This window comes from Ruegeria sp. K7 (genome assembly GCF_056531785.1).
The window spans coordinates 853793-873284 of record NZ_JBQFMJ010000001.1; the positions used below are offsets into that span (position 1 = coordinate 853793).

Here is a 19492-nt window from a genome sequence, read left to right on the forward strand (position 1 = left end):
CCGCCCCACCCCGGCCATCAAAGCGGGATATTGTCGTGCTTTTTCCACGGGTTCTTCAGCTTCTTGTTCCGCAAACTCGCAAATGCCCGCGAGACACGGCGACGCGTAGAGTGTGGCATGATGACTTCGTCAATAAATCCGCGCTCGGCCGCGACGAACGGATTGGCAAAGCGATCCTCGTAATCCTGCGTATGCTGCGCGATCTTGTCCGCGTCGCCCAGATCGGCGCGGTGAATGATTTCGGTCGCGCCCTTGGCGCCCATCACTGCGATCTCGGCTGTCGGCCAGGCGTAATTGAAATCGCCACGCAAATGCTTCGACGCCATCACGTCATAGGCTCCGCCGTAAGCCTTGCGCGTGATGACGGTTACTTTCGGAACCGTTGCCTCGCCATAGGCGAACAGAAGCTTTGCACCGTGTTTGATCACGCCGCCATATTCCTGGCTGGTGCCGGGCAGGAAACCCGGAACGTCGACAAGTGTCAGGATCGGAATCTCAAAACAGTCACAGAAGCGCACGAACCGTGCTGCCTTGCGCGAGCTGTCGATGTCCAGACATCCGGCCAGAACCATCGGCTGGTTGGCCACGACGCCAACGGTCTGCCCCTCAAGCCGGATGAATCCGGTGATGATATTCTTCGCGAAATCCTCCTGGATTTCGTAGAAATCACCCTCATCCGCGACCTTCGCGATCAGTTCCTTCATGTCGTAGGGCGTGTTTGGGTTGTCCGGAACCAGCGTATCCAGCGAAGATTCAATGCGATCGGGTTCGTCAAAGAACGGACGCACGGGCGGCTTTTCGCGGTTGTTGAGCGGCAGGAAATCAACCAGACGGCGCACTTCGGCCAGCGCCTCGACATCGTTTTCAAATGCACCGTCGGCAACCGAAGACTTCTTTGTATGAGTAGACGCACCACCCAACTCTTCCGCCGTCACGACCTCGTTCGTTACGGTTTTAACAACATCGGGACCGGTCACGAACATGTAGGATGTGTCTTTGACCATGAAGATAAAGTCGGTCATCGCCGGGCTATAGACCGCGCCGCCCGCACAGGGCCCCATGATTACGCTGATCTGCGGCACAACGCCCGAGGCCATGATGTTACGCTGGAACACTTCGGCGTAACCCGCCAGTGACGCAACACCTTCTTGAATACGCGCTCCACCCGAGTCGTTGATACCGATCACCGGGGCTCCGTTCTGCACTGCCATATCCATGATCTTGCAGATCTTCTGTGCGTGGGTTTCAGACAGCGAGCCGCCAAAAACCGTGAAGTCCTGACTGAACACATAGACCATGCGGCCATTGATCGTGCCCCATCCGGTCACAACACCGTCACCGGCAGGTTTCTGATTTTCCATTCCGAAGTCAGTACAGCGATGGCTGACGAACATATCGAATTCTTCAAAGCTGTCTTCGTCCAGTAGCAATTCGATCCGCTCGCGCGCCGTCAGTTTGCCCCGCGCATGCTGCGCATCGATCCGCTTTTGCCCACCGCCCAGCCGCGCATCGTTACGGCGATCTTCAAGCTCGGAAAGGATGTCTTTCATGACGATAACCCCTGTAAAATTTGGCCGGACCTTATACGGAGTCATGCAAGGACCAAAGCAACTTTCGGCAAATTTGCAAACTATTGGCAATCAAGTCATTGAATAGTGTAAATTTGCTAATTTTTCGATTGGCGCTGCGAGGCCGATGGTAATCTCATCTGCGCCCCCTATACATGCACATCATGCAATTCAGCTCGACCTCGGTGCGCAGATCGCCGCCTTCAATCACAACACTGGTCATCCTATCGGGGCTTTCGGCCCTGAGCATGAATCTGTTTCTGCCCAGCCTGCCCAACATGGCAGAGTATTTTGAGACGGAATACCGGGTGATGCAGTTGTCGATTGCCCTGTATTTGCTGATAAATGCGGTGCTGCAGATACTGATTGGCCCAATAGCGGACAAGGCCGGGCGCAGGCCCGTTATGCTGTGGGGGCTCGGGCTTTTTTTGCTGGCGACTTTAGGCTGCATCTATGCCCCGAATGTCGAGATTTTCCTGGCGTTTCGAATGTCTCAGGCCGTTGTCGTGGTCGGGATGGTCCTCAGCCGAGCCGCCGTTCGCGACCTTTACGAACAGGACAAAGCCGCCTCGATGATTGGATATGTCACCATGGGCATGGCGGTCGTTCCGATGATCGGTCCAGCAATTGGCGGCATCCTGGAAGAGGTCTTTGGCTGGAAAGCCAACTTCTGGTTTCCTTTTCTGGTGGGCGCTCTTGCGATCTGGCTGACCTATTCGGATTTCGGTGAAACCAGCATCAAAAGCGGCAAGACACTGTTGCAGCAGTTTCGGGAATACCCGGAACTTCTCACGTCTCCGCGGTTCTGGGGATACTCTCTGTCCTCCGCGTTTTCGTCTGGCGCGTTCTTTGCTTATCTCGGCGGCGCCCCCTTCATCGGAACCGAGGTCTTTGGCATGACCGCGGCAGAAATCGGCATCTATTTCGGCGCGCCAGCACTTGGCTATTTCTTCGGCAACTTCCTGAGCGGGCGCTACTCGGTTCGCTTTGGCATCAACAAGATGGTTTTGTGGGGAAGCTGGCTGAACGCGCTTGGTGTATTCCTGTCTGCTCTACTGTTCCTGGCCGGCTTGGGAACCGCCATCAGTTTCTTCGGGTTTATGACATTTGTTGGCGTCGGCAACGGCATGGCGATCCCCAATGCAACATCCGGCTCGCTGTCCGTTCGCCCCCATCTGGCCGCAACAGCATCCGGTCTGAGCGGAGCGATCATGCTTGGCGGCGGCGCAGCGCTGAGCGCACTTGCGGGCGCGCTTCTGACACAGGAAACCGGCGCAATGCCGTTGCTTTGGCTAATGCTCACAACCGCGGTTCTGGCCATCGCAGCCATCAGCCTTGTCATTTGGCGGGAACGACAGCTGGGTCTTTGAACTTTCTTGCACGCAGCGGTTTGCAAAGTTAGCCTGCGCTGAAAGAAAAGTTGCAAAGACACGCCATGGCCACTCAAAAGCTCTATGCCGGCGCAAAGCTGCGCGAAATGCGCACGCGCCTGACCCTGACGCAAAAGGAATTCGCAACCAAGCTTGGCGTTTCCCTGCCCTATCTAAACCAGATGGAGAACAACAACCGACCGATCTCGACAACGGTTGTTCTGGCTCTGGCGCAAGAATTCGGGATGGATGTCACCGAGCTCAGCACCGGTGACAGCGAACGGCTGGTGTCGGATATGCGCGAAGCGCTCGCCGACCCGGTCTTCGACGACGCAATGCCCCCTCTTGCCGACTTGCGACTGACTGCATCGAACGCGCCGGCGCTGGCACGTGCCTTCATTGCATTGCACCGCACGTATCGCCAGACGCACGAACGGCTGGCCTCGCTGGACGAGGCCCTGGGGCGCGAGGATTCCCGAATTCAGGCCAGCCCCTGGGAAGAGGTGCGCGATTTCTTCCACTATTGCGACAACTATATCGACGCTGTTGACCGGGCCGCCGAACGGTTTTCAACACGCGCGGAAGAAGCCGGAGGCATACGCGCCGCAGCCCTCAACAGCCTGTCCGAGCGGGGCATCCGTGTCGAGTTCACGGACATCTCGGAAACGCGCAAATATGACATAGCAAGCAAAACGCTGTCTCTGTCTTCACGCGCCGCGCCGCAAACGCAGGTCTTTCAGTTGCTGCTGCAGGTTGCGCTGATTTCTCAGGACAAACTACTTGAAGCAACCCTGGATTTCGCCCGCTTCCAAAGTGACGAAGCCCGCGCCATCGCCAAAATCGGGCTTGCGAACTACTTTGCCGGGGCTTCCCTGATGCCCTACGGTGCCTTCTTGGCCGCCGCGCAAGAGGATCGCCACGATCTGGAATTGCTCAGCATCAGATTCGGCGCATCGATCGAACAGGTTGCCCACCGCCTGTCCACTTTGCAACGGCCCGGAGCCAAAGGCATCCCCTTCTTTTTTGTTCGCGTGGATCAGGCCGGAACGATCACCAAACGCCATTCAGCCACACGACTGCAATTTGCGCGCTTCGGCGGCGCCTGCCCGCTGTGGAATGTCCACCGCGCATTCGAAACGCCAGGTCATTTCCTTCTTCAACTTGCCGAAACGCCGGACGGAGTGCGTTATATCTCCCTGGCACGCGACGTATCGAAATCCGGCGGTTCATTCGGGGCCCCGGTGCGCCGCTACGCCATTGCACTGGGGTGCGAAGTGCGTCACGCGCAGGCTCTGGTCTATGCCGACAACCTGGATATCAGCAATGCCAGCGCCTATGAACCGATCGGGATTTCCTGCCGGATTTGCGAACGTCAAACCTGTCACCAAAGGTCCGTTCCCCCGCTGGAACGCAGGCTGACAATCGACGCCCATACCCGAGGAACGCTGCCCTACGAAGTCACCTGAAACTTTCCCCGGGATCTTCATCTGGCAAAAAATATCCCGGGGGAGTCGCGGCCTGCCGCGACGGGGGCAGAGCCCCCGATTGGGTCAGTTTTTCGAAAGGATCGCCCAGATTTCATCCTTCAAGGCCGCGCGCTTCTTGCGCAACTCAACTTCAGCCAGTTCCTCCATCGGCTCGACATTGGTCTCGGCCCGATGCACGGTCCGGTTGATCTCATGATATTCGTCCGACAGCCGGGCAAAATGCGCGTCGGACTGCTTGAGTTGGCTCATCACTTCGACCTTTTCCGGAAACTCTTCGGCCAGTTCATGTGGTGTGTGAGACATTCGTGTAAGCTCCTCGAAATGTTGTTGTCCCCACGGATAAACATGTTCCGGCGATACCGCTTTGACCCGGATCAAATTGGCGACATCAAAAGGCTGGATTCACCGCTTTGCAGGTCGCCAACCCGCCAAACGCGCCGCCCTGGCGTCACAGAACCAACGCTCGCCCTTTGCCTTGTTGATCTTTGTCGCCGTATAGAAAGCCTGCCCGGACACGTGGTAAATCTTTTCTCCACGAGGCGAGATATTTCCCTTGATCTGGCACGTTTCCTGCCGGGGCAAACCTGCGGTCCCGGCGCGGTGCACCCAGGGCACCGGAATCACTGTTGCGTGCAGACCCTTCTTTTCCTTCGCGGCCCTCTGTTCAATCGGCACATATTCTTGGGAGTATTTGCGATACGCAAAGGCCAGCCCATCATCGACCAGCGTAAGAGCTGCAACGCTCCCCGCTACATCACAACGAGCAACCACACGGCCATACCTGTCCCGATCCACCGGTTCGCAGGAGGCCGGTCGCCCATCGAACCTTTGTCTTGCAACCTGCGTTACCCACGCGCCACAGCGCCATTCGACACCTTGCGCGTCCCGACATGTCTGATCCAATTCGGGGGCGTCAATTCCAAACAAACGGATCCTGATTCCGCCGACATCCCACGTATCCGCGTCCACGACCCGCACAGTCCCGATTGGCCGGTCAGCGGCCAGAACCATCTGCGGCAGCATCAGAACAAAATACAAACAAAGTCTTAACATACCCCCGATATGCCCCTGACCAGCGACGCATTCAACGGGGGATGTTAAGAAACGTTAACGCTGAGCGGTCTCCCACTCTGGATGGACCCATGGCCGGTCATTCGAACTGGGCAACGCATCTTTGCCCAGCAGGTGATCCGACATTTTTTCGCCCACCATGATCGATGGCGCATTCAGGTTTCCGTTGGTGATTTGCGGGAAAATCGAACTGTCCGCGACCCGCAGACCATCTACACCGATCACACGCCCCTGCGGGTCGACGACAGCGTTCTTGTCGTCTGCCCGCCCCATACGGCATGTCCCGCAAGGGTGATACGCACTTTCGGCATGTTCGGCGATGAATTCGTTCAATTCCTCGTCGGACTGAACGCTGGCTCCGGGCTGGATCTCTTTGCCCGCATAGGGTTTGAAGGCGTCCTGACCGAAGATCTCGCGCGTCAGGCGGATGCAGGTGCGGAAATCCGCCCAATCCTCTTCGTGGCTCATGTAATTGAAACGAATGACCGGCGCGTCCTCGGCCCGGGCCGAGCGCAGCGTTATCGCCCCGCGCGAAGGTGAGCGCATGGGGCCGACATGCGCCTGGAAACCATGCCCCTCGGCCGCGGTCTGCCCGTCGTAGCGCACGGCGATCGGCAGGAAATGATACTGGATATCCGGATACCGCACACCGGGTTTCGAGCGAATGAACGCGGCACTTTCAAACTGGTTCGAAGCACCCAGACCCGTTTTAGTGAACAGCCACTGGGCACCGATCAGCCCTTTGCTGAACAGGTTCCAGTGCTTGTACAGCGTGATCGGCTGCAGCGATGCCTGCTGGATATACAGTTCCAGATGATCCTGCAGGTTAGCCCCAACCCCGGGGCGATCCGCGACAACGCCGATCCCATGTTCAGCCAGATGTGCCGCGGGCCCAATACCGGACAACATCAGCAGCTTGGGCGAGTTTATCGAAGAAGCGGCCAGAACCACCTCACGCCGGGCGCGAATGATCTCCTTTTTGCCGCGCCGGACCAATTCGACGCCCATGGCGCGGCCGTTTTCCATTACGACACGTGTCGCAAGGCCACGCAGGATGTCGCAGTTATCCCGTTTGAGAGCCGGCTTCAGATAGGCATTCGCAGCAGACCAGCGCCGTCCTTTCCAGACGGTTTGCTCCATCGGGCCGAACCCTTCCTGCTTTTCACCGTTATAATCGCCGGTTACCTGGTATCCCGCCTGTTGTCCGGCATCGACAAAGGCCTGGAACAGTGGGTTTTCGCGCGGGCCACGCGACACGTGCACGGGCCCGTCAGTGCCGCGCCACGTCGGATCGCCCCCATGCCCGCCGTCGTGCCAGGATTCCATTCGTTTGAAATACGGCAGGACATCCGCATAGGACCACCCGTCGGCGCCCATTTCCGACCAGGTGTCGTAGTCATGGGCATGACCGCGTACATAGACCATACCGTTGATCGACGACGATCCGCCGATCACCTTGCCGCGCGGACAGGCCAGCCGGCGGTTGTTCAGATGCGGCTCGGGTTCGGAACTGTAGCCCCAGTCATAGCGCGACATGTTCATCGGATAGCTGAGTGCGGCGGGCATCTGGATGAACGGTCCCGCATCGGTGCCACCATGCTCGATCACCAGGACCGAAGCCCCGGCCTCGCTGAGGCGATAGGCCATCGCGCACCCTGCGGATCCTGCACCCACAATGACAAAATCTGCTTCCATTTTCAGGTCTCCTGTTCCCGCCGGGCCAAGGTTTTTCGTTGAAAAACCCAATTGCCTCCGGCGGGAGTATTTTCAAAAAGATGAAGAGGTTATTCGCCGCGCGGGAAGCGGGCGTTTTCCTCGACGATATTCAGATCCATGTGATTGCGCATGTAACGCTCCGATGCTTTTTGCAGCGGCTGGTAATCCCACGGATAATATCCCCCCTGCCGCAACGCCTCGTACACGACCCAGCGGCGCGCCTGACTGGCTCGCACGTCTGCGTCGAAACGATCCAGATCCCAGCGCGCCTCGGATTTCGCGCGCAGGGTTTGCAGTGTGCCAGCGTGTTCGGGGTTCAAGGCAAGGTTGGTCAGTTCGTGCGGATCGGCCTCAAGGTCGAACAGTTGATCCGGGTCCAGTGTGCAGCGGTTGTATTTCCACTTGCCGTAGCGCAATGAGACAAGCGGCGCATATGATGCTTCGGCCGCGTATTCCATGGCCACGGGCGCGGTGCGCTCGCCGCCCTGAGCCAAGGGAACAAGGTTCTCGCCATCGGTCCAGGGCGCGATCTCCTCCATGTCGACGCCAGCCAGAGCGCCCAGCGTCGGTGTCACGTCGATGGTCGATACCGGGGTGTCGATACGCCCTGTTGGAAGATCAGGGGCCGAGATCATCAGCGGCACCCGTGCCGAGCCTTCGTAGAAGTTCATTTTGAACCACAGGCCCCGCTCGCCCAGCATGTCGCCGTGGTCTGAAACGAACATGATGATCGCCTCTTGCCGCGTCGTTTCCAGCACCTCGATGATCTCGCCGATCTTGTCGTCAAGATAGGTGATGTTGGCGAAATAGGCGCGCCGGGATTTGCGGATGTCTTCTTCGGTGATGTCGAAACTGCGCCAGTCATTGGCATCGAAGATCCGTTTTGCATGCGGATCCTGATTGTCGTAGCCGATATCGGCGATCTCGGGCAGAAGATGCTCGCAATCCTCGTAGAGATCCCAGTACTTGCGCCGGGCGACATAGGGGTCGTGCGGGTGGGTGAAGCTGACGGTCACGCACCAGGGGCGGTCGCCTTTGCCGCGCGCCAGATCGTAAAGCTTGGCCTTGGCGTTATAGGCAACCTCATCATCATATTCCATCTGGTTCGATATTTCGGCCACGCCCGCGCCTGTCACCGAACCCATGTTGTGATACCACCAGTCAATTCGCTCGCCGGGTTTGCGATAGTCCGGTGTCCAGCCGAAATCGGCCGGGTAAATGTCAGTGGTCAGGCGATCCTCAAACCCGTGCATCTGGTCGGGACCGACGAAGTGCATCTTGCCGGACAGGCAGGTGTAATAGCCTGCGCGACGAAGGTGATGCGCGTAGGTGGGAATATCGCTACGGAACTCGGCCGCGTTATCGTAAACACCGGTGCGCGAAGGCAACTGGCCGGACATGAAACTGGCCCGACCGGGCGCACAAAGGGGCGACGCGGTATAGGCATTTGCAAAACGGGTCGAACGCGCGGCCAGTTTCTTGAGGTTGGGCGCATGCAGCCAGTCCGCGGGACCATCGGGAAAGAGGGTTCCGTTCAGCTGATCCACCATCAGGATCAGAATGTTCGGCTTTGTCATTTTTCAGCCTCGAGCAAAGTGTTGAGGACACGCATTGCGTGGTTAACGGCCAGTTGCGGCTCTTCCGGTGCGCTCAGCGCCGCGCGGATATACAGCCCGTCGATCAGGGCAATCATGTTCTCGGCAGCTTCAACCGGGTCACTCATCAGCGGTCGCAGGCTGTCGATCAGGTTGGATCTGATCCGCGACTGGTAGATTTGCCAGAGACGCAACGCATCGTCATTGGTTTGCGCCAGAACATAAAAGGTCATCCAGGCAGTGATCACATCAGGTGTGAAACACGAGGGTGCAAAGCATGCCCGGATAATGGCCTGCGGTCTTTCCCTTGCTTCCGCGCCTTTCAGTTGCTCGCGGGCTTCGGCACCGAAATCGGATAGAATGCGGCGCATGGCGGCCAGAAATATCTGATCCTTGCCGCCAAAATAGTGATGCGCCAACGCGCTGGACATGCCCGCCCGTTTGGCGATCTGGCTAACGGTCACGTCGAGGGACTTTTTCAGACCAAGCTCGGCAATCGTCGCGCGGACGATTGCATCCCGACGGATCGGTTCCATTCCGAGTTTTGGCATGCCTACCTCTCAGCAGCTGGGTTTACCAAACGCTAAGGGGGTTTTATTGACTCGTCAATCAATAACGTTCAGGCCGAGCGGCCACTTCAGTATTTCGGGCCGACTCCCGGCGGCGTTACGGCACTGCGGTTCAGGACCGCTTCGCGCCATGAGATGAAACTGACGGCAGCGAGGATCAGCGTTCCACCAGCAACCACCCAGACATCCACCCGTTCATGAAATACCAGTGCACCCATCAAAGTTGCCCAGATCAGTTGCAGGAACGTGACCGGCTGGGTTACCGCAACAGGTGCCGCCTGAAGGGCCAGCGTCATGAAGTAATGACCAGCTGTCGCGAAACAGGCGATCAGAAACAATACACCCAAATCGTGCAGGCTGGGCGGGATCCAGACGGCATAGGCAAACGGGAACAGGGCGATTGTAACCCAGATTGACAGGTGCGCGACCACGACCGAAGGCGGGATATCCCGGACCAGAAGCTTGGCCAACAGGTAAGACCCGCCAAGGGTCAGCGCCGTTCCCAACATGGCGACATGGCCTGGCGAAACCTCTCGAAACCCGGGGCGCAGAATGATCAGAACCCCGATCAGGGCAACCAAAATTGCGGCAATCCTGCGAAAGGCCAGCTTTTCCCCCAGAAACAGCGCGGCGCCCAGCGTGACGTAAATCGGTGTCATGTAGTTCATTGCCGTCACTTCGGCCAAGGGGATCTGTGTCATGGCAAAGAACCACAGCACGACCGCCACAGCGTGGATAATCCCCCGCAGCCCGAACAAAGTCAGGTCTCTTTTGGTCAGATGCGTTGCCATGATCGTTCGCAAGGCAGGCAGCAGAAACACCAAACCAAGCGCATACCTCAGAAAGGCCGCCTGTATAGGATCCATGGACGAGCCAAGGGTCTTCACCAAAGCCGTCATCATGACAAAGGACAGCCCGGCGGAGAACATCCAGAACATACCTGCGATCGGACGGATGGATACTGCTGCTGTTGTCATGTCAGTGGTTGAACACCGAAACCGGCGGCGGGACAACCCTTCACATCGCAACAAGTTTCAGTGCAATGGCCAACATGATGATCCCGATCACCACATCAAGAATTTGCCATGCCCGGGGGCGGGTGAAAATGGGCGACAAGATCCGCGCGCCATATCCCAGTGAAAAGAAAAAAACAAAACTGGAAAGCATGGCTCCGACCGCAAATCCCAGTCGGTCGTCATACTGCGCCGATATCGACCCGATCAGAACAACCGTATCCAGATAGACATGCGGGTTGAGCCATGTGAAGGCCAGAACGGCCAGCAAAGCCGCCCGCAGGCTGGTACGGTGTCCATTTTCCACCTCCATCACTGCGCCGCCACGCCAGGCCGACAGCAGGCTGCGCAGGCCGTACCATGTCAGGAAGGTGGCTCCACCATACCGCATTATCGGCTCGAACCAGGGAGCGGCCTGCGCCAGCGAGCCAAACCCGGCGACACCGGCGGCGATCAGTACGGCGTCCGAGACGGCGCAGGTCAGACAAAGGGTGAAGACATGTTCGCGACGCAAACCCTGCCGCAGGACAAAGGCGTTTTGGGCGCCAATGGCCAGGATCAGGCTAAAGCCCAAGGCAAAACCGGCGATCAGAGATGTGGACATGGAGCCTCCTGCGTTCCGACCGTTGACTAAAACCAACAAGGCGATCTATCAAATTAAAGATGTTGATCCAGATTAAGCGCAGCTAATGCTGCTGGACCCCAACCACCTGTCCGCCCTGTCGGCAATTCTGCGTCACGGCAGTTTCGAAGCGGCTGCTTCCGAGCTGGCCGTTACGCCCTCGGCCATTTCACAACGGATCAAAGCGCTGGAAGACCGCGTCGGTGCCGCTTTGATCAACCGCGGCACGCCCTGCTCGGGTACGCCTGCAGGTATTCGCATCGCCCGGCACGCTGAGGACATCAGCCTTCTTGAGGCGCAGTTGTCCCGCGAACTGACCCTTCAACAGGGTCCGGAACCAGCAAGAGTACGCATCGCCATTCCGGCGGACACTCTTGCGACATGGTTCATTGATGCGATGGCGCAGACGCGGGGTATTTTGTTTGATCTGGTCGTGGATGATCAGGACCATTCGGCAGAATGGCTCAGGCGCGGCGAGGTCAGTGCGGCGATCACCGTGGGCGGACAGCCCGTGACCGGATGCGATACCACACCGCTAGGCGTCCTGCGCTATCTGCCGACAGCCAGTCCCGCTTTCATGGCGAAGTGGTTTCCGAATGGTGTCGACGCCACGTCACTGGCGCGGGCCACGTGTCTGACGTTCAACAGAAAGGACAATTTGCAGAAGATGTGGATTGCCCGCCAATTCAGCGGTCGGATTTCACCGCCGTCGCACTATCTGCCGTCCTCACACGGGTTTGTCGACGCAGCCCTGGCCGGATTGGGTTGGGGCATGAACCCTGAGACGCTGGTCCGTCCGGCGATTGCCGTAGGGCGCTTGCAGGAAGTCATTCCAGACACGCCTTTGGACATCCCGCTCAGCTGGCAGGTGGGCCGTGTACTGGCGCCAGCCTTGAAACCCTTAACCAAAGCGGTCAGACAAGCCGCCGCCCAGTGGTTGATCCCAGAATAACCACACCAAACAAAGATTAAATACCCCGAGGAATACTATGTTTTCACGTGATAAAATCAACTACACCCCACTACCGCTGCCGGACCGCAGCGATATGACAGACGCTGAGATGGCAACGGCAGCCGAAAGCTTTTATGACGTCATGCGCAAGCGCCACACGGTCCGCGACTATTGCGATCGAACGGTTCCGCGCGCGGTGATTGAAAGTTGCATCCGCACGGCGGGAACGGCCCCGTCCGGCGCCAACCATCAGCCATGGCATTTCGTGGCCGTATCTGACCTGGGGCTAAAACAGCGCATCCGGGAGGAGGCCGAGGAGGAGGAACGCCGGTTCTATGCAGGCGGCGCTGGTGATGAGTGGATCAAGGCGCTGGAGCCGATCGGGACAAACGATGTCAAGGAAAACCTGACCGTCGCACCCTGGCTGATTGTCGTCTTCGCCCAGCGTTGGGGGCATTTCGATGACGGTACCCGGTACAAGAATTACTACGTCCCAGAAAGCGTCAACATCGCCACCGGGTTTCTGCTGGCGGCGCTGCACCACGCCGGGCTCAGCACTTTAACACACACCCCTAACCCCATGCGTTTTCTCAATGATGCACTGAACCGACCTGCTTCCGAAAAACCGACAATGATCATCGCAGTGGGCCATCCCGCTGCAGACGCGACCGTCCCGTCCGTTGCAAAACTAAAGAAACCGCTGGAAGACATCTCGTCTTTCTTCTGACAACCCGTCAGACCGAGGGCACAAAAAAACCCGGCCTGACGGGCCGGGTTTTTCAATCAGTCATGCGGCGCCTTACAGTTGCGCCATAACCTCGTCCGAGGCCTCGAAATTGGTGGTGACGCGTTGTACGTCATCGTCATCTTCCAGCGCATCAACCAGTTTCATCAGCTTTTGCATGTCCTCAAGGCCCAACTCGGTCGTTGTTGTGGGCTTCCAGACCAGCTTGGTCGACTCGGTCTCACCCAGCGCGGCCTCAAGCGCGTTGGACACGTCGTTCAGATCGGTATCCGCGCACCAGATGATGTGCCCGTCGTCCGAGCTTTCGACGTCTTCGGCACCCGCCTCGATGGCCGCTTCAAAGATGGTGTCCGCGTCGCCTGCCGAGGCCGGGTAGACCACTTCGCCCTTGCGGTCGAACATGAAGCCGACCGACCCGGTCTCGCCCAGGTTTCCACCGTTCTTCGAAAAGGTCGACCGGACGGTCGATGCGGTCCGGTTGCGGTTGTCGGTCATCGTTTCAACGATGACGGCCACGCCATTCGGGCCGTAGCCCTCGTACCGGATTTCTTCGTAATCGTCGCCCTCGCCCGCCTGCGACTTCTTGATGGCGCGGTCGATCACATCCTTGGGAACCGAGTTCGACTTGGCCTCTTTCACCGCCAGACGCAGGCGCGGGTTCTTGTCGGGGTCGGGATCGCCCATCTTGGCGGCAACGGTGATTTCTTTCGACAGCTTGGAAAACAGTTTGGACCGCGCGGCGTCCTGACGCCCCTTGCGGTGCTGGATGTTGGCCCATTTGGAATGGCCTGCCATGTTGCGTCCTCGTGATAGTGATTGCGTATTCGGCGCTCATATAGACGGTTGCAGGGCCTAGGATCAAGAGAGCGGCTTGTCCAACCCGTAAGCGTGGGTATGGTGGCCTCATGACGACTGACCAGATCATTCTATTCGCACTTTTCATAACCGTATTTGCACTGCTTCTGTGGGGCAGGTTCCGATACGATCTGGTCGCGTTCTCGGCGCTTCTGATCGGTGTTGTGCTGGGCGTTGTGCCCGTTGACAATGCCTTTTCAGGCTTCGGCCATCCGGCCACGATCATCGTTGCGCTGGTCCTTGTGGTCTCAGCCGGGTTGGTGCGGTCTGGCGCGGTGTTCCTGATCACCCGCACCCTGGTCGATGCTTCGCGCGGACTTGGCGCCCATATCGCGCTGATGGGCGGGATCGGGGCCGTGCTGTCTGCCTTTATGAACAACGTCGCGGCGCTGGCGCTGCTGATGCCGGTGGATATTCAGACCGCCCGCAAGGCGGGCCGATCGGTCGGGCTAAGCCTGATGCCGCTAAGTTTTGCCACGATTCTGGGCGGCATGGCCACGCTGATCGGCACCCCGCCCAACATCATCATTGCATCGATCCGGGCTGAAACACTTGGCGAGCCGTTCCACATGTTCGATTTCGCCCCCGTTGGCGGGTTGGCCGCGATTGCCGGGCTGGCCTTTGTTGCGCTGATCGGATGGCGACTGATCCCGGACCGGGGGCCGCAGACGGAAACCTCCGAAGCGTTGGCCGAGTACATCGCCGAACTCACTGTTCCGCCCGAGTCCCCTCATATCGGCAAACGGGTCAGTGAGCTTTACGAGGTGGCGGAAAAATCGGACGTCGTCATCATCGGGCTGATCCGGGGTGGCAAACGCCGTTATGGCCGATCCACCCATGCCACGCTGCACGAGGGCGACGCGCTGGTACTTGAGGCGCGACCCGAGGCGTTGGATGAGTTCCGCACGGCGCTCAACCTGGATTTCTCGGACACGCGGCGACAGGAGTTGCTGACCGCCGAAGGCGACGGGTTGGAAGTGATCGAAGTCGTCGCCCCCGAAAGCGCCCGCATCACGGGCCGCACGGCGCAAGGGCTGGGCCTTGCCTGGCGGCAGAGCACCGTACTGATGGGCATTTCGCGTCAGGGCCGCAACATCACCGAACAGGTCCGGAAGACCCAGGTTGAAGCGGGTGACATCCTGCTGCTGCTTTGCCCTCGGGATCGGGGGGCGGACGTTACTGAATGGCTCGGCTGTCTTCCGCTGGCCACGCGCGGGCTGAATGTCACGGCAAACGACAAAGCGTGGCTTGCCATCGGACTTTTCGCCGCCGCCGTACTGGCTGCCAGCGTCGGTCTGATCTACCTGCCGATTGCCCTGGGACTGGTCGTCGTCGCCTATGTATTGACCAAAATCATGCCGATTGCCGATATCTACAACCATATTGAATGGCCGGTCGTTGTCCTGCTGGGTTCCATGATCCCGTTGGGCAGTGCGTTGGAATCTTCAGGCGGCACCGAATTGATCGCAAACGCACTTATACAACTGACAAACGGCTTGCCGGCCTGGGCCATTCTGACCGTGCTGATGATCGTCACAATGACCCTTTCGGATGTTCTGAACAACACGGCAACAGCCATCGTTGCGGCCCCTGTCGGCATCCAGATGGCCCGAACGCTTGAAGTGTCGCCGGATCCGTTCCTGATGACAGTCGCAGTTGCCGCCTCGGCTGCGTTCCTGACGCCCATCGGGCATAAGAACAACACACTGGTTCTTGGGCCGGGCGGATATCGTTTCGGCGACTATTGGCGCATGGGCCTGCCGCTGGAAATCCTGATTATCGCGGTTTCGGTTCCGGCCATACTTGTGTTCTGGCCGCTTTGACGGGTAAGGGCAGAACATGAAACGCTTTTTGATCCTGCAACTGCGCCCTGAAACTGATGCATCGGACGCCGAGTACGCCTCGATTCTCGACAAAACCGGGCTTCACGCGGACCAGACCCATCGCATCCGGCTGGATTGCGAGACTTTGCCCGAGGGGCTTAGTGTTTCGGACTACGCGGGCATTATCGTGGGGGGAGGTCCTGGCTGCGTCAGTGACGATCCGGCTTCGAAATCGCCGCTGGATGCTCGTATCGAAAACACCATCATGGGATTGATGCCGCAGATCACCGCGTTGGATCATCCCTTTATGGGCTGTTGTTACGGGTTGGGCATTCTGGCCGCACATCTGGGGGGCGACGTCAGCAAGAACCGCTTTGGCGAGCCGGTCGGCCCTTCGATCTGCCGCCTGACCGAGGCCGGCGCGGCCGACCCGCTGACCGCAGGTCTGCAATCAGAATTCGAAGCCTTTGTTGGCCACAAGGAAGCCGTCCAGAACCTGCCGGATGGTTGCGTGCATCTGGTGGCTTCGGACCCCTGCCCGTTCCAGATGATCCGATGGGGGCAGAACGTTTATGCCACGCAGTTCCACCCCGAGGCGGATGCAGAGGGCTTTGAACAGCGCATCAACATCTACAAAGACCACGGTTATTTCCCGCCAGAAGATGCGCAAACGCTGATCGATCTGTGCCACGCCGCCGACGTTACCCAACCCGGCGAAATCCTGCGGCGGTTCGCTCAGCGCTATGGCTGACCCAACGACGTGGTTGCCTGATCCGTCGCCCCTCGCATAGGTTGATCCGAACAGCTTTGGGAGGAGTTGTTCTTGGATCTGCTCATCAATGTCGGCCTGCCCGTTTCGTTGGCCATCATCATGCTGTCTCTTGGTATCGGACTGGAGGCGGCCGATTTCCGTCGCGTGCTAAGCCGACGGTATCCGTTCGCGATCGGTGCCTTGTCTCAGGTAGTTTTGCTGCCCGTCACCGCTTTTGCTGTCGTAAAGCTGTTCGCCTTGCCGCCCGCAATAGCAGTCGGGTTCATGTTGCTGAGCTTTTGTCCCGGCGGCGTGACCAGCAACATCCTGTCCCGGCTTGCCAGGGGCGATGTCGCGCTGTCCGTCAGTCTGACCGCCGTAATCAGCCTGTTGTCCATCGTGACCGTGCCCGTACTGGCCGCATGGTCGATCAGCCATTTCATGGCCGAGGATGCGCCCGAGGTGTCGATCAGCGGACTGGCCATCGCCATGTTTCTGATCACCACCCTGCCCGTGGCCATTGGTGTCGGCCTGCGCCATTTTGCAACCGGGTTTGCCGATCGGGTCGAACCCGCGCTGGCCAAAACCGCTACTATCCTATTCATCCTGATCGTCATCGCCGCCCTGGCCGGAAACTGGCAGTTGTTCATCGACAACCTCGGCATCATGGGTGCCGGGCTGGTCACACTGAACCTGGCGCTGCTGCTGATCGGACTGGGACTGGCGCGCGCAGCCAATCTGTCGTGGAATGAAAGCAAGACGATTTCCATCGAAACCGGCATTCAGAACTCGACACTGGGTATCACGCTGGCGGCCTTGATCACTGGAACAGAAAGCGGGTTCAGCCCGCTGGCCCTGCCCTCGGCCGTTTATGGCATCACAATGTATTTCGTGGCTCTTCCGTTTCTCGTCTGGTTCCGCAACCGCTGAAAGGACATTTCATGACCAACAATACTGCAGATGCAATTGTCGTTGGCGGCGGTCTTGCCGGTCTGGCAGCGGCGGCGGAACTTGGCGACCGCGGCAAGAAAGTGATCATAGTTGATCAGGAACCTGAACACTTTCTGGGCGGTCAGGCGTTCTGGAGCCTTGGCGGATTGTTCATGGTCGACACGCCCGAGCAACGCCGCATGGGCATCCGCGACTGTCAGGATCTTGCCCTGCGCGATTGGATGGGCAGTGCGCAGTTTGACCGCGACGATGACCTCTGGCCCCGCAAATGGGCAGAAGCCTATGTCGAGTTTGCCGCTGGCGAGATGCGCCCGTGGTTGCATCATATGGGCCTGCGCTGGTTTCCGGTGGTGGGCTGGGCCGAACGCGGCGGATCTTTCGCGGATGGACATGGAAATTCGGTCCCGCGCTTTCACATTACATGGGGCACCGGACCGGGCGTGCTGGAACACTTCATCCGCCGGGTGCATGAACATGTCGGCACCGGGTTGATCCGGTTGGAATTCCGCCATCAGGTCAGCCACATCATCATGCAGAACGGCGCGGCCAAAGGCGTTTCGGGCGAAGTTCTGGCCGACGACGACACCCAACGCGGTGGCAAGACCAACCGCGACGAGGTTGGCGAGTTCGAGTTCTATGCGCCGTCAATCATCGTCACGTCCGGCGGCATTGGCGGCAACTTCGAAATGGTGCGCAAAAGCTGGCCGCGCGAGCGTCTGGGCGCCCCGCCGCAGGACATGGTCGCGGGCGTTCCCTATCACGTCGATGGCCGGATGATCCCGATCAGCGAAAAGGCGGGCGGGCATGTCATCAACGGCGACCGGATGTGGCACTACACCGAGGGCGTGCGGAACTGGGATCCGATCTGGCCAGCCCACGGAATCCGCATTCTGCCCGGCCCCAGCTCAATGTGGTTCGATGCCAAGGGCAACCGGATGGAACCGCCCTGCCTGCCGGGTTTCGACACTTTGGGCACGCTGCGTGAAATCCTGAAAACGGGATACGAATACAGCTGGTTTGTCCTGACCCAGAAAGTGATCAAGAAGGAATTTGCCCTTTCGGGGTCCGAGCAGAACCCGGACTTCACCTCGGGCAGTTGGAAAGAGGTGATCCGTCAACGTGTCCTGTCCGGCTCAAAAGCCACCGGGCCGGTCGAGGCGTTCAAGGAAAAGGGCGAGGATTTCGTCGTTGCCAACACCCTGACCGAACTGGTGCGGGGCATGAACCATCTGGGCGATGACCTGATTGACGAAGCTCACTTGCGCGCCCAGATCGAAGCGCGGGATTCGCAGGTCGACAACCCGTTCTCGAAGGATGCACAGATGATGGCGATCCTGGCGGCGCGCAACTATCGCGGCGACCGGCTGATCCGCACGGCCAAGCCGCACAAGTTCCTTGATCCTTCAAACGGGCCACTGATCGCCGTCAAACTGCATGTTCTGACACGCAAGACGCTGGGCGGTCTGCAAACCAATCTGGACAGCCAGATGATCGGCGCAGACGGGCAGACCGTGCCCGGCCTTTTCGCCGCCGGCGAGGTCGCGGGATTTGGCGGCGGCGGCTATCACGGATACAACGCGCTGGAAGGCACGTTTCTGGGTGGTTGCATTTTCTCAGGCCGCAACGCAGGACGGTCCCGGGCCGTGGCCTGAGGATCTATTTTGCGCGGTTTAGCTGCACGACCGGTTCGCCGGCACTGTTCAGAAAATTCAGCGTGTCGCTTTTGAACGCAAAGGTGGTCACGTCCTGCAGTGCCTGGAAGAACTCCCGCTCGACCTCATCCTGTGGCGGTGGGCAAGCCCGCAGTGTGGCCGCCATGTTGTCAGGAAAAGCGATATCGGTGCCGGCTATCTCTGCCTGACCGGAAAAGCGATTGCATCCGCCGCTGCCAGAAAAACTGCCATCTTCAGCAAATGTTATTTCGGGGAATTTGTCCGTTTCCAGAACCGCACCGTTCAGACCCATCGCCACCCAGGTCGACCCTTGCAAAGCTTCCGCGCCCTGTGGGCGGGCCTGCACCAGCAAAAGGTCTGCGGTGTTACCAGCGTCTCCGGTCAGCACGGGATAAGCGGTATCGGTGGTGAACAACAACTTGTCGCCCAGAAAAATCGATCCCCGGACGACATAGCGCATTTCATCACGGATCAGCGCGTCATCGTAAGCCAGTTCATATGTCGCCGGTACGCCATCAAGGGCAAAACGCTGAGAGGCGAGCGTAAGCGCCGGGGCATCCACACGCGAAACATCCTGCAATTGCACATAGAGGGTCGCATCGGGCGGAACCGCTATCCGTTCGCGATATGTGGCGGTTCCGGTCAGAGTTCCGGCGGAACTCTGACTGCCAAGCAGGGTCAAAAATACTGCGCAGGCGACGATGGCCTGCCCGATCCTGGGAAAAGGCATT

Annotated in this window: 18 protein-coding genes; 8 read left to right on the forward strand and 10 right to left on the reverse strand. The window is 58.9% G+C overall.

The window, feature by feature from the left end:
• Window positions 1-17: 17 nt before the first annotated feature.
• Window positions 18-1550 carry an acyl-CoA carboxylase subunit beta gene (locus ACR0FE_RS04275; protein ID WP_170609933.1) on the reverse strand — a complete coding sequence of 511 codons (1533 nt, stop codon included), beginning with the start codon at window positions 1548-1550 and terminating at the stop codon, window positions 18-20.
• 182 nt (window positions 1551-1732) lie between these two features.
• Here ACR0FE_RS04275 and ACR0FE_RS04280 point away from each other — a divergent pair, with 182 nt between their 5' ends.
• Entirely contained in the window at window positions 1733-2938 is a 1206-nt protein-coding gene (locus tag ACR0FE_RS04280) for a multidrug effflux MFS transporter (RefSeq protein WP_170609931.1), read from the forward strand.
• Window positions 2939-3003: 65 nt separating this feature from the next.
• Window positions 3004-4404, forward strand: a complete 1401-nt coding sequence (locus ACR0FE_RS04285; RefSeq protein WP_170609929.1) for a helix-turn-helix domain-containing protein — start codon at window positions 3004-3006, stop codon at window positions 4402-4404.
• Between the two features lie 84 nt (window positions 4405-4488).
• Here the strand turns inward: ACR0FE_RS04285 and ACR0FE_RS04290 are convergent, their stop codons facing one another.
• The 7 genes from ACR0FE_RS04290 to ACR0FE_RS04320 form a co-directional block, all read right to left on the reverse strand.
• The gene (locus ACR0FE_RS04290; protein WP_170609927.1) at window positions 4489-4728 is read right to left on the reverse strand and encodes a DUF465 domain-containing protein; all 240 of its coding nucleotides are present in this window, start codon (window positions 4726-4728) and stop codon (window positions 4489-4491) included.
• Window positions 4729-4827: 99 nt separating this feature from the next.
• Window positions 4828-5478 (reverse strand): thermonuclease family protein, encoded by a 651-nt coding sequence (locus ACR0FE_RS04295; protein ID WP_480911280.1) that lies wholly within the window; start codon window positions 5476-5478, stop codon window positions 4828-4830.
• Between the two features lie 54 nt (window positions 5479-5532).
• Entirely contained in the window at window positions 5533-7191 is a 1659-nt protein-coding gene (gene betA / locus ACR0FE_RS04300) for a choline dehydrogenase (protein WP_480911282.1), read from the reverse strand.
• An 89-nt stretch (window positions 7192-7280) separates the two neighbouring features.
• The gene (gene betC / locus ACR0FE_RS04305; protein WP_480911284.1) at window positions 7281-8789 is read right to left on the reverse strand and encodes a choline-sulfatase; all 1509 of its coding nucleotides are present in this window, start codon (window positions 8787-8789) and stop codon (window positions 7281-7283) included.
• Window positions 8786-9358 (reverse strand): choline-binding transcriptional repressor BetI, encoded by a 573-nt coding sequence (gene betI, locus ACR0FE_RS04310; RefSeq protein ID WP_480911286.1) that lies wholly within the window; start codon window positions 9356-9358, stop codon window positions 8786-8788. Before betI ends, betC begins: the two co-directional genes overlap by 4 nt.
• 86 nt (window positions 9359-9444) lie before the next feature.
• The gene (locus tag ACR0FE_RS04315) at window positions 9445-10353 is read right to left on the reverse strand and encodes a DMT family transporter (RefSeq protein WP_480911288.1); all 909 of its coding nucleotides are present in this window, start codon (window positions 10351-10353) and stop codon (window positions 9445-9447) included.
• Window positions 10354-10393: 40 nt separating this feature from the next.
• A complete protein-coding gene (locus ACR0FE_RS04320; protein WP_170805299.1) occupies window positions 10394-10993 on the reverse strand; it encodes a LysE/ArgO family amino acid transporter in 600 nt (199 codons plus the stop codon).
• Window positions 10994-11078: 85 nt separating this feature from the next.
• On the opposite strand from ACR0FE_RS04320, the gene ACR0FE_RS04325 reads away from it, so the two are divergent.
• Window positions 11079-11963: a LysR family transcriptional regulator ArgP gene (locus tag ACR0FE_RS04325; RefSeq protein WP_480911290.1), complete on the forward strand. Its 885-nt coding sequence runs from the start codon at window positions 11079-11081 to the stop codon at window positions 11961-11963.
• 37 nt (window positions 11964-12000) lie between these two features.
• The gene (locus tag ACR0FE_RS04330; protein ID WP_480911292.1) at window positions 12001-12690 is read left to right on the forward strand and encodes a nitroreductase family protein; all 690 of its coding nucleotides are present in this window, start codon (window positions 12001-12003) and stop codon (window positions 12688-12690) included.
• A gap of 72 nt (window positions 12691-12762) precedes the next feature.
• On the opposite strand, the gene ACR0FE_RS04335 is transcribed toward ACR0FE_RS04330, so the two are convergent.
• Window positions 12763-13503, reverse strand: coding sequence for a YebC/PmpR family DNA-binding transcriptional regulator (locus ACR0FE_RS04335; protein WP_170609910.1), 741 nt, complete (start codon window positions 13501-13503; stop codon window positions 12763-12765).
• A gap of 110 nt (window positions 13504-13613) precedes the next feature.
• Between ACR0FE_RS04335 and ACR0FE_RS04340 the strand changes: the two genes are divergently transcribed.
• The 4 genes from ACR0FE_RS04340 to ACR0FE_RS04355 all read left to right on the forward strand — a co-directional run bounded on the left by ACR0FE_RS04340 (window position 13614) and on the right by ACR0FE_RS04355 (window position 18740).
• Window positions 13614-15386 carry an SLC13 family permease gene (locus ACR0FE_RS04340; protein ID WP_480911294.1) on the forward strand — a complete coding sequence of 591 codons (1773 nt, stop codon included), beginning with the start codon at window positions 13614-13616 and terminating at the stop codon, window positions 15384-15386.
• A 16-nt stretch (window positions 15387-15402) separates the two neighbouring features.
• Entirely contained in the window at window positions 15403-16137 is a 735-nt protein-coding gene (locus ACR0FE_RS04345; RefSeq protein WP_480811881.1) for a glutamine amidotransferase, read from the forward strand.
• 72 nt (window positions 16138-16209) lie between these two features.
• The gene (locus ACR0FE_RS04350; RefSeq protein WP_170805294.1) at window positions 16210-17067 is read left to right on the forward strand and encodes a bile acid:sodium symporter family protein; all 858 of its coding nucleotides are present in this window, start codon (window positions 16210-16212) and stop codon (window positions 17065-17067) included.
• A gap of 11 nt (window positions 17068-17078) precedes the next feature.
• Entirely contained in the window at window positions 17079-18740 is a 1662-nt protein-coding gene (locus ACR0FE_RS04355; protein WP_480911297.1) for an FAD-binding dehydrogenase, read from the forward strand.
• A 4-nt stretch (window positions 18741-18744) separates the two neighbouring features.
• Here the strand turns inward: ACR0FE_RS04355 and ACR0FE_RS04360 are convergent, their stop codons facing one another.
• Window positions 18745-19491 carry a YbaY family lipoprotein gene (locus tag ACR0FE_RS04360; RefSeq protein ID WP_480911299.1) on the reverse strand — a complete coding sequence of 249 codons (747 nt, stop codon included), beginning with the start codon at window positions 19489-19491 and terminating at the stop codon, window positions 18745-18747.
• Between the last annotated feature and the right edge of the window lies 1 nt (window position 19492).

Excerpts from the sequence above, each read along its gene's own strand:
- ACR0FE_RS04275 (WP_170609933.1), bottom strand. The coding sequence starts at position 1,550 with ATGAAAGACATCCTTTCCGAGCTTGAAGATCGCCGTAACGATGCGCGG.
- ACR0FE_RS04280 (WP_170609931.1), top strand. The coding sequence starts at position 1,733 with ATGCAATTCAGCTCGACCTCGGTGCGCAGATCGCCGCCTTCAATCACA.
- ACR0FE_RS04285 (WP_170609929.1), top strand. The coding sequence starts at position 3,004 with ATGGCCACTCAAAAGCTCTATGCCGGCGCAAAGCTGCGCGAAATGCGC.
- ACR0FE_RS04290 (WP_170609927.1), bottom strand. The coding sequence starts at position 4,728 with ATGTCTCACACACCACATGAACTGGCCGAAGAGTTTCCGGAAAAGGTC.
- ACR0FE_RS04295 (WP_480911280.1), bottom strand. The coding sequence starts at position 5,478 with ATGTTAAGACTTTGTTTGTATTTTGTTCTGATGCTGCCGCAGATGGTT.
- betA (WP_480911282.1), bottom strand. The coding sequence starts at position 7,191 with ATGGAAGCAGATTTTGTCATTGTGGGTGCAGGATCCGCAGGGTGCGCG.
- betC (WP_480911284.1), bottom strand. The coding sequence starts at position 8,789 with ATGACAAAGCCGAACATTCTGATCCTGATGGTGGATCAGCTGAACGGA.
- betI (WP_480911286.1), bottom strand. The coding sequence starts at position 9,358 with ATGCCAAAACTCGGAATGGAACCGATCCGTCGGGATGCAATCGTCCGC.
- ACR0FE_RS04315 (WP_480911288.1), bottom strand. The coding sequence starts at position 10,353 with ATGACAACAGCAGCAGTATCCATCCGTCCGATCGCAGGTATGTTCTGG.
- ACR0FE_RS04320 (WP_170805299.1), bottom strand. The coding sequence starts at position 10,993 with ATGTCCACATCTCTGATCGCCGGTTTTGCCTTGGGCTTTAGCCTGATC.
- ACR0FE_RS04325 (WP_480911290.1), top strand. The coding sequence starts at position 11,079 with ATGCTGCTGGACCCCAACCACCTGTCCGCCCTGTCGGCAATTCTGCGT.
- ACR0FE_RS04330 (WP_480911292.1), top strand. The coding sequence starts at position 12,001 with ATGTTTTCACGTGATAAAATCAACTACACCCCACTACCGCTGCCGGAC.
- ACR0FE_RS04335 (WP_170609910.1), bottom strand. The coding sequence starts at position 13,503 with ATGGCAGGCCATTCCAAATGGGCCAACATCCAGCACCGCAAGGGGCGT.
- ACR0FE_RS04340 (WP_480911294.1), top strand. The coding sequence starts at position 13,614 with ATGACGACTGACCAGATCATTCTATTCGCACTTTTCATAACCGTATTT.
- ACR0FE_RS04345 (WP_480811881.1), top strand. The coding sequence starts at position 15,403 with ATGAAACGCTTTTTGATCCTGCAACTGCGCCCTGAAACTGATGCATCG.
- ACR0FE_RS04355 (WP_480911297.1), top strand. The coding sequence starts at position 17,079 with ATGACCAACAATACTGCAGATGCAATTGTCGTTGGCGGCGGTCTTGCC.
- ACR0FE_RS04360 (WP_480911299.1), bottom strand. The coding sequence starts at position 19,491 with ATGCCTTTTCCCAGGATCGGGCAGGCCATCGTCGCCTGCGCAGTATTT.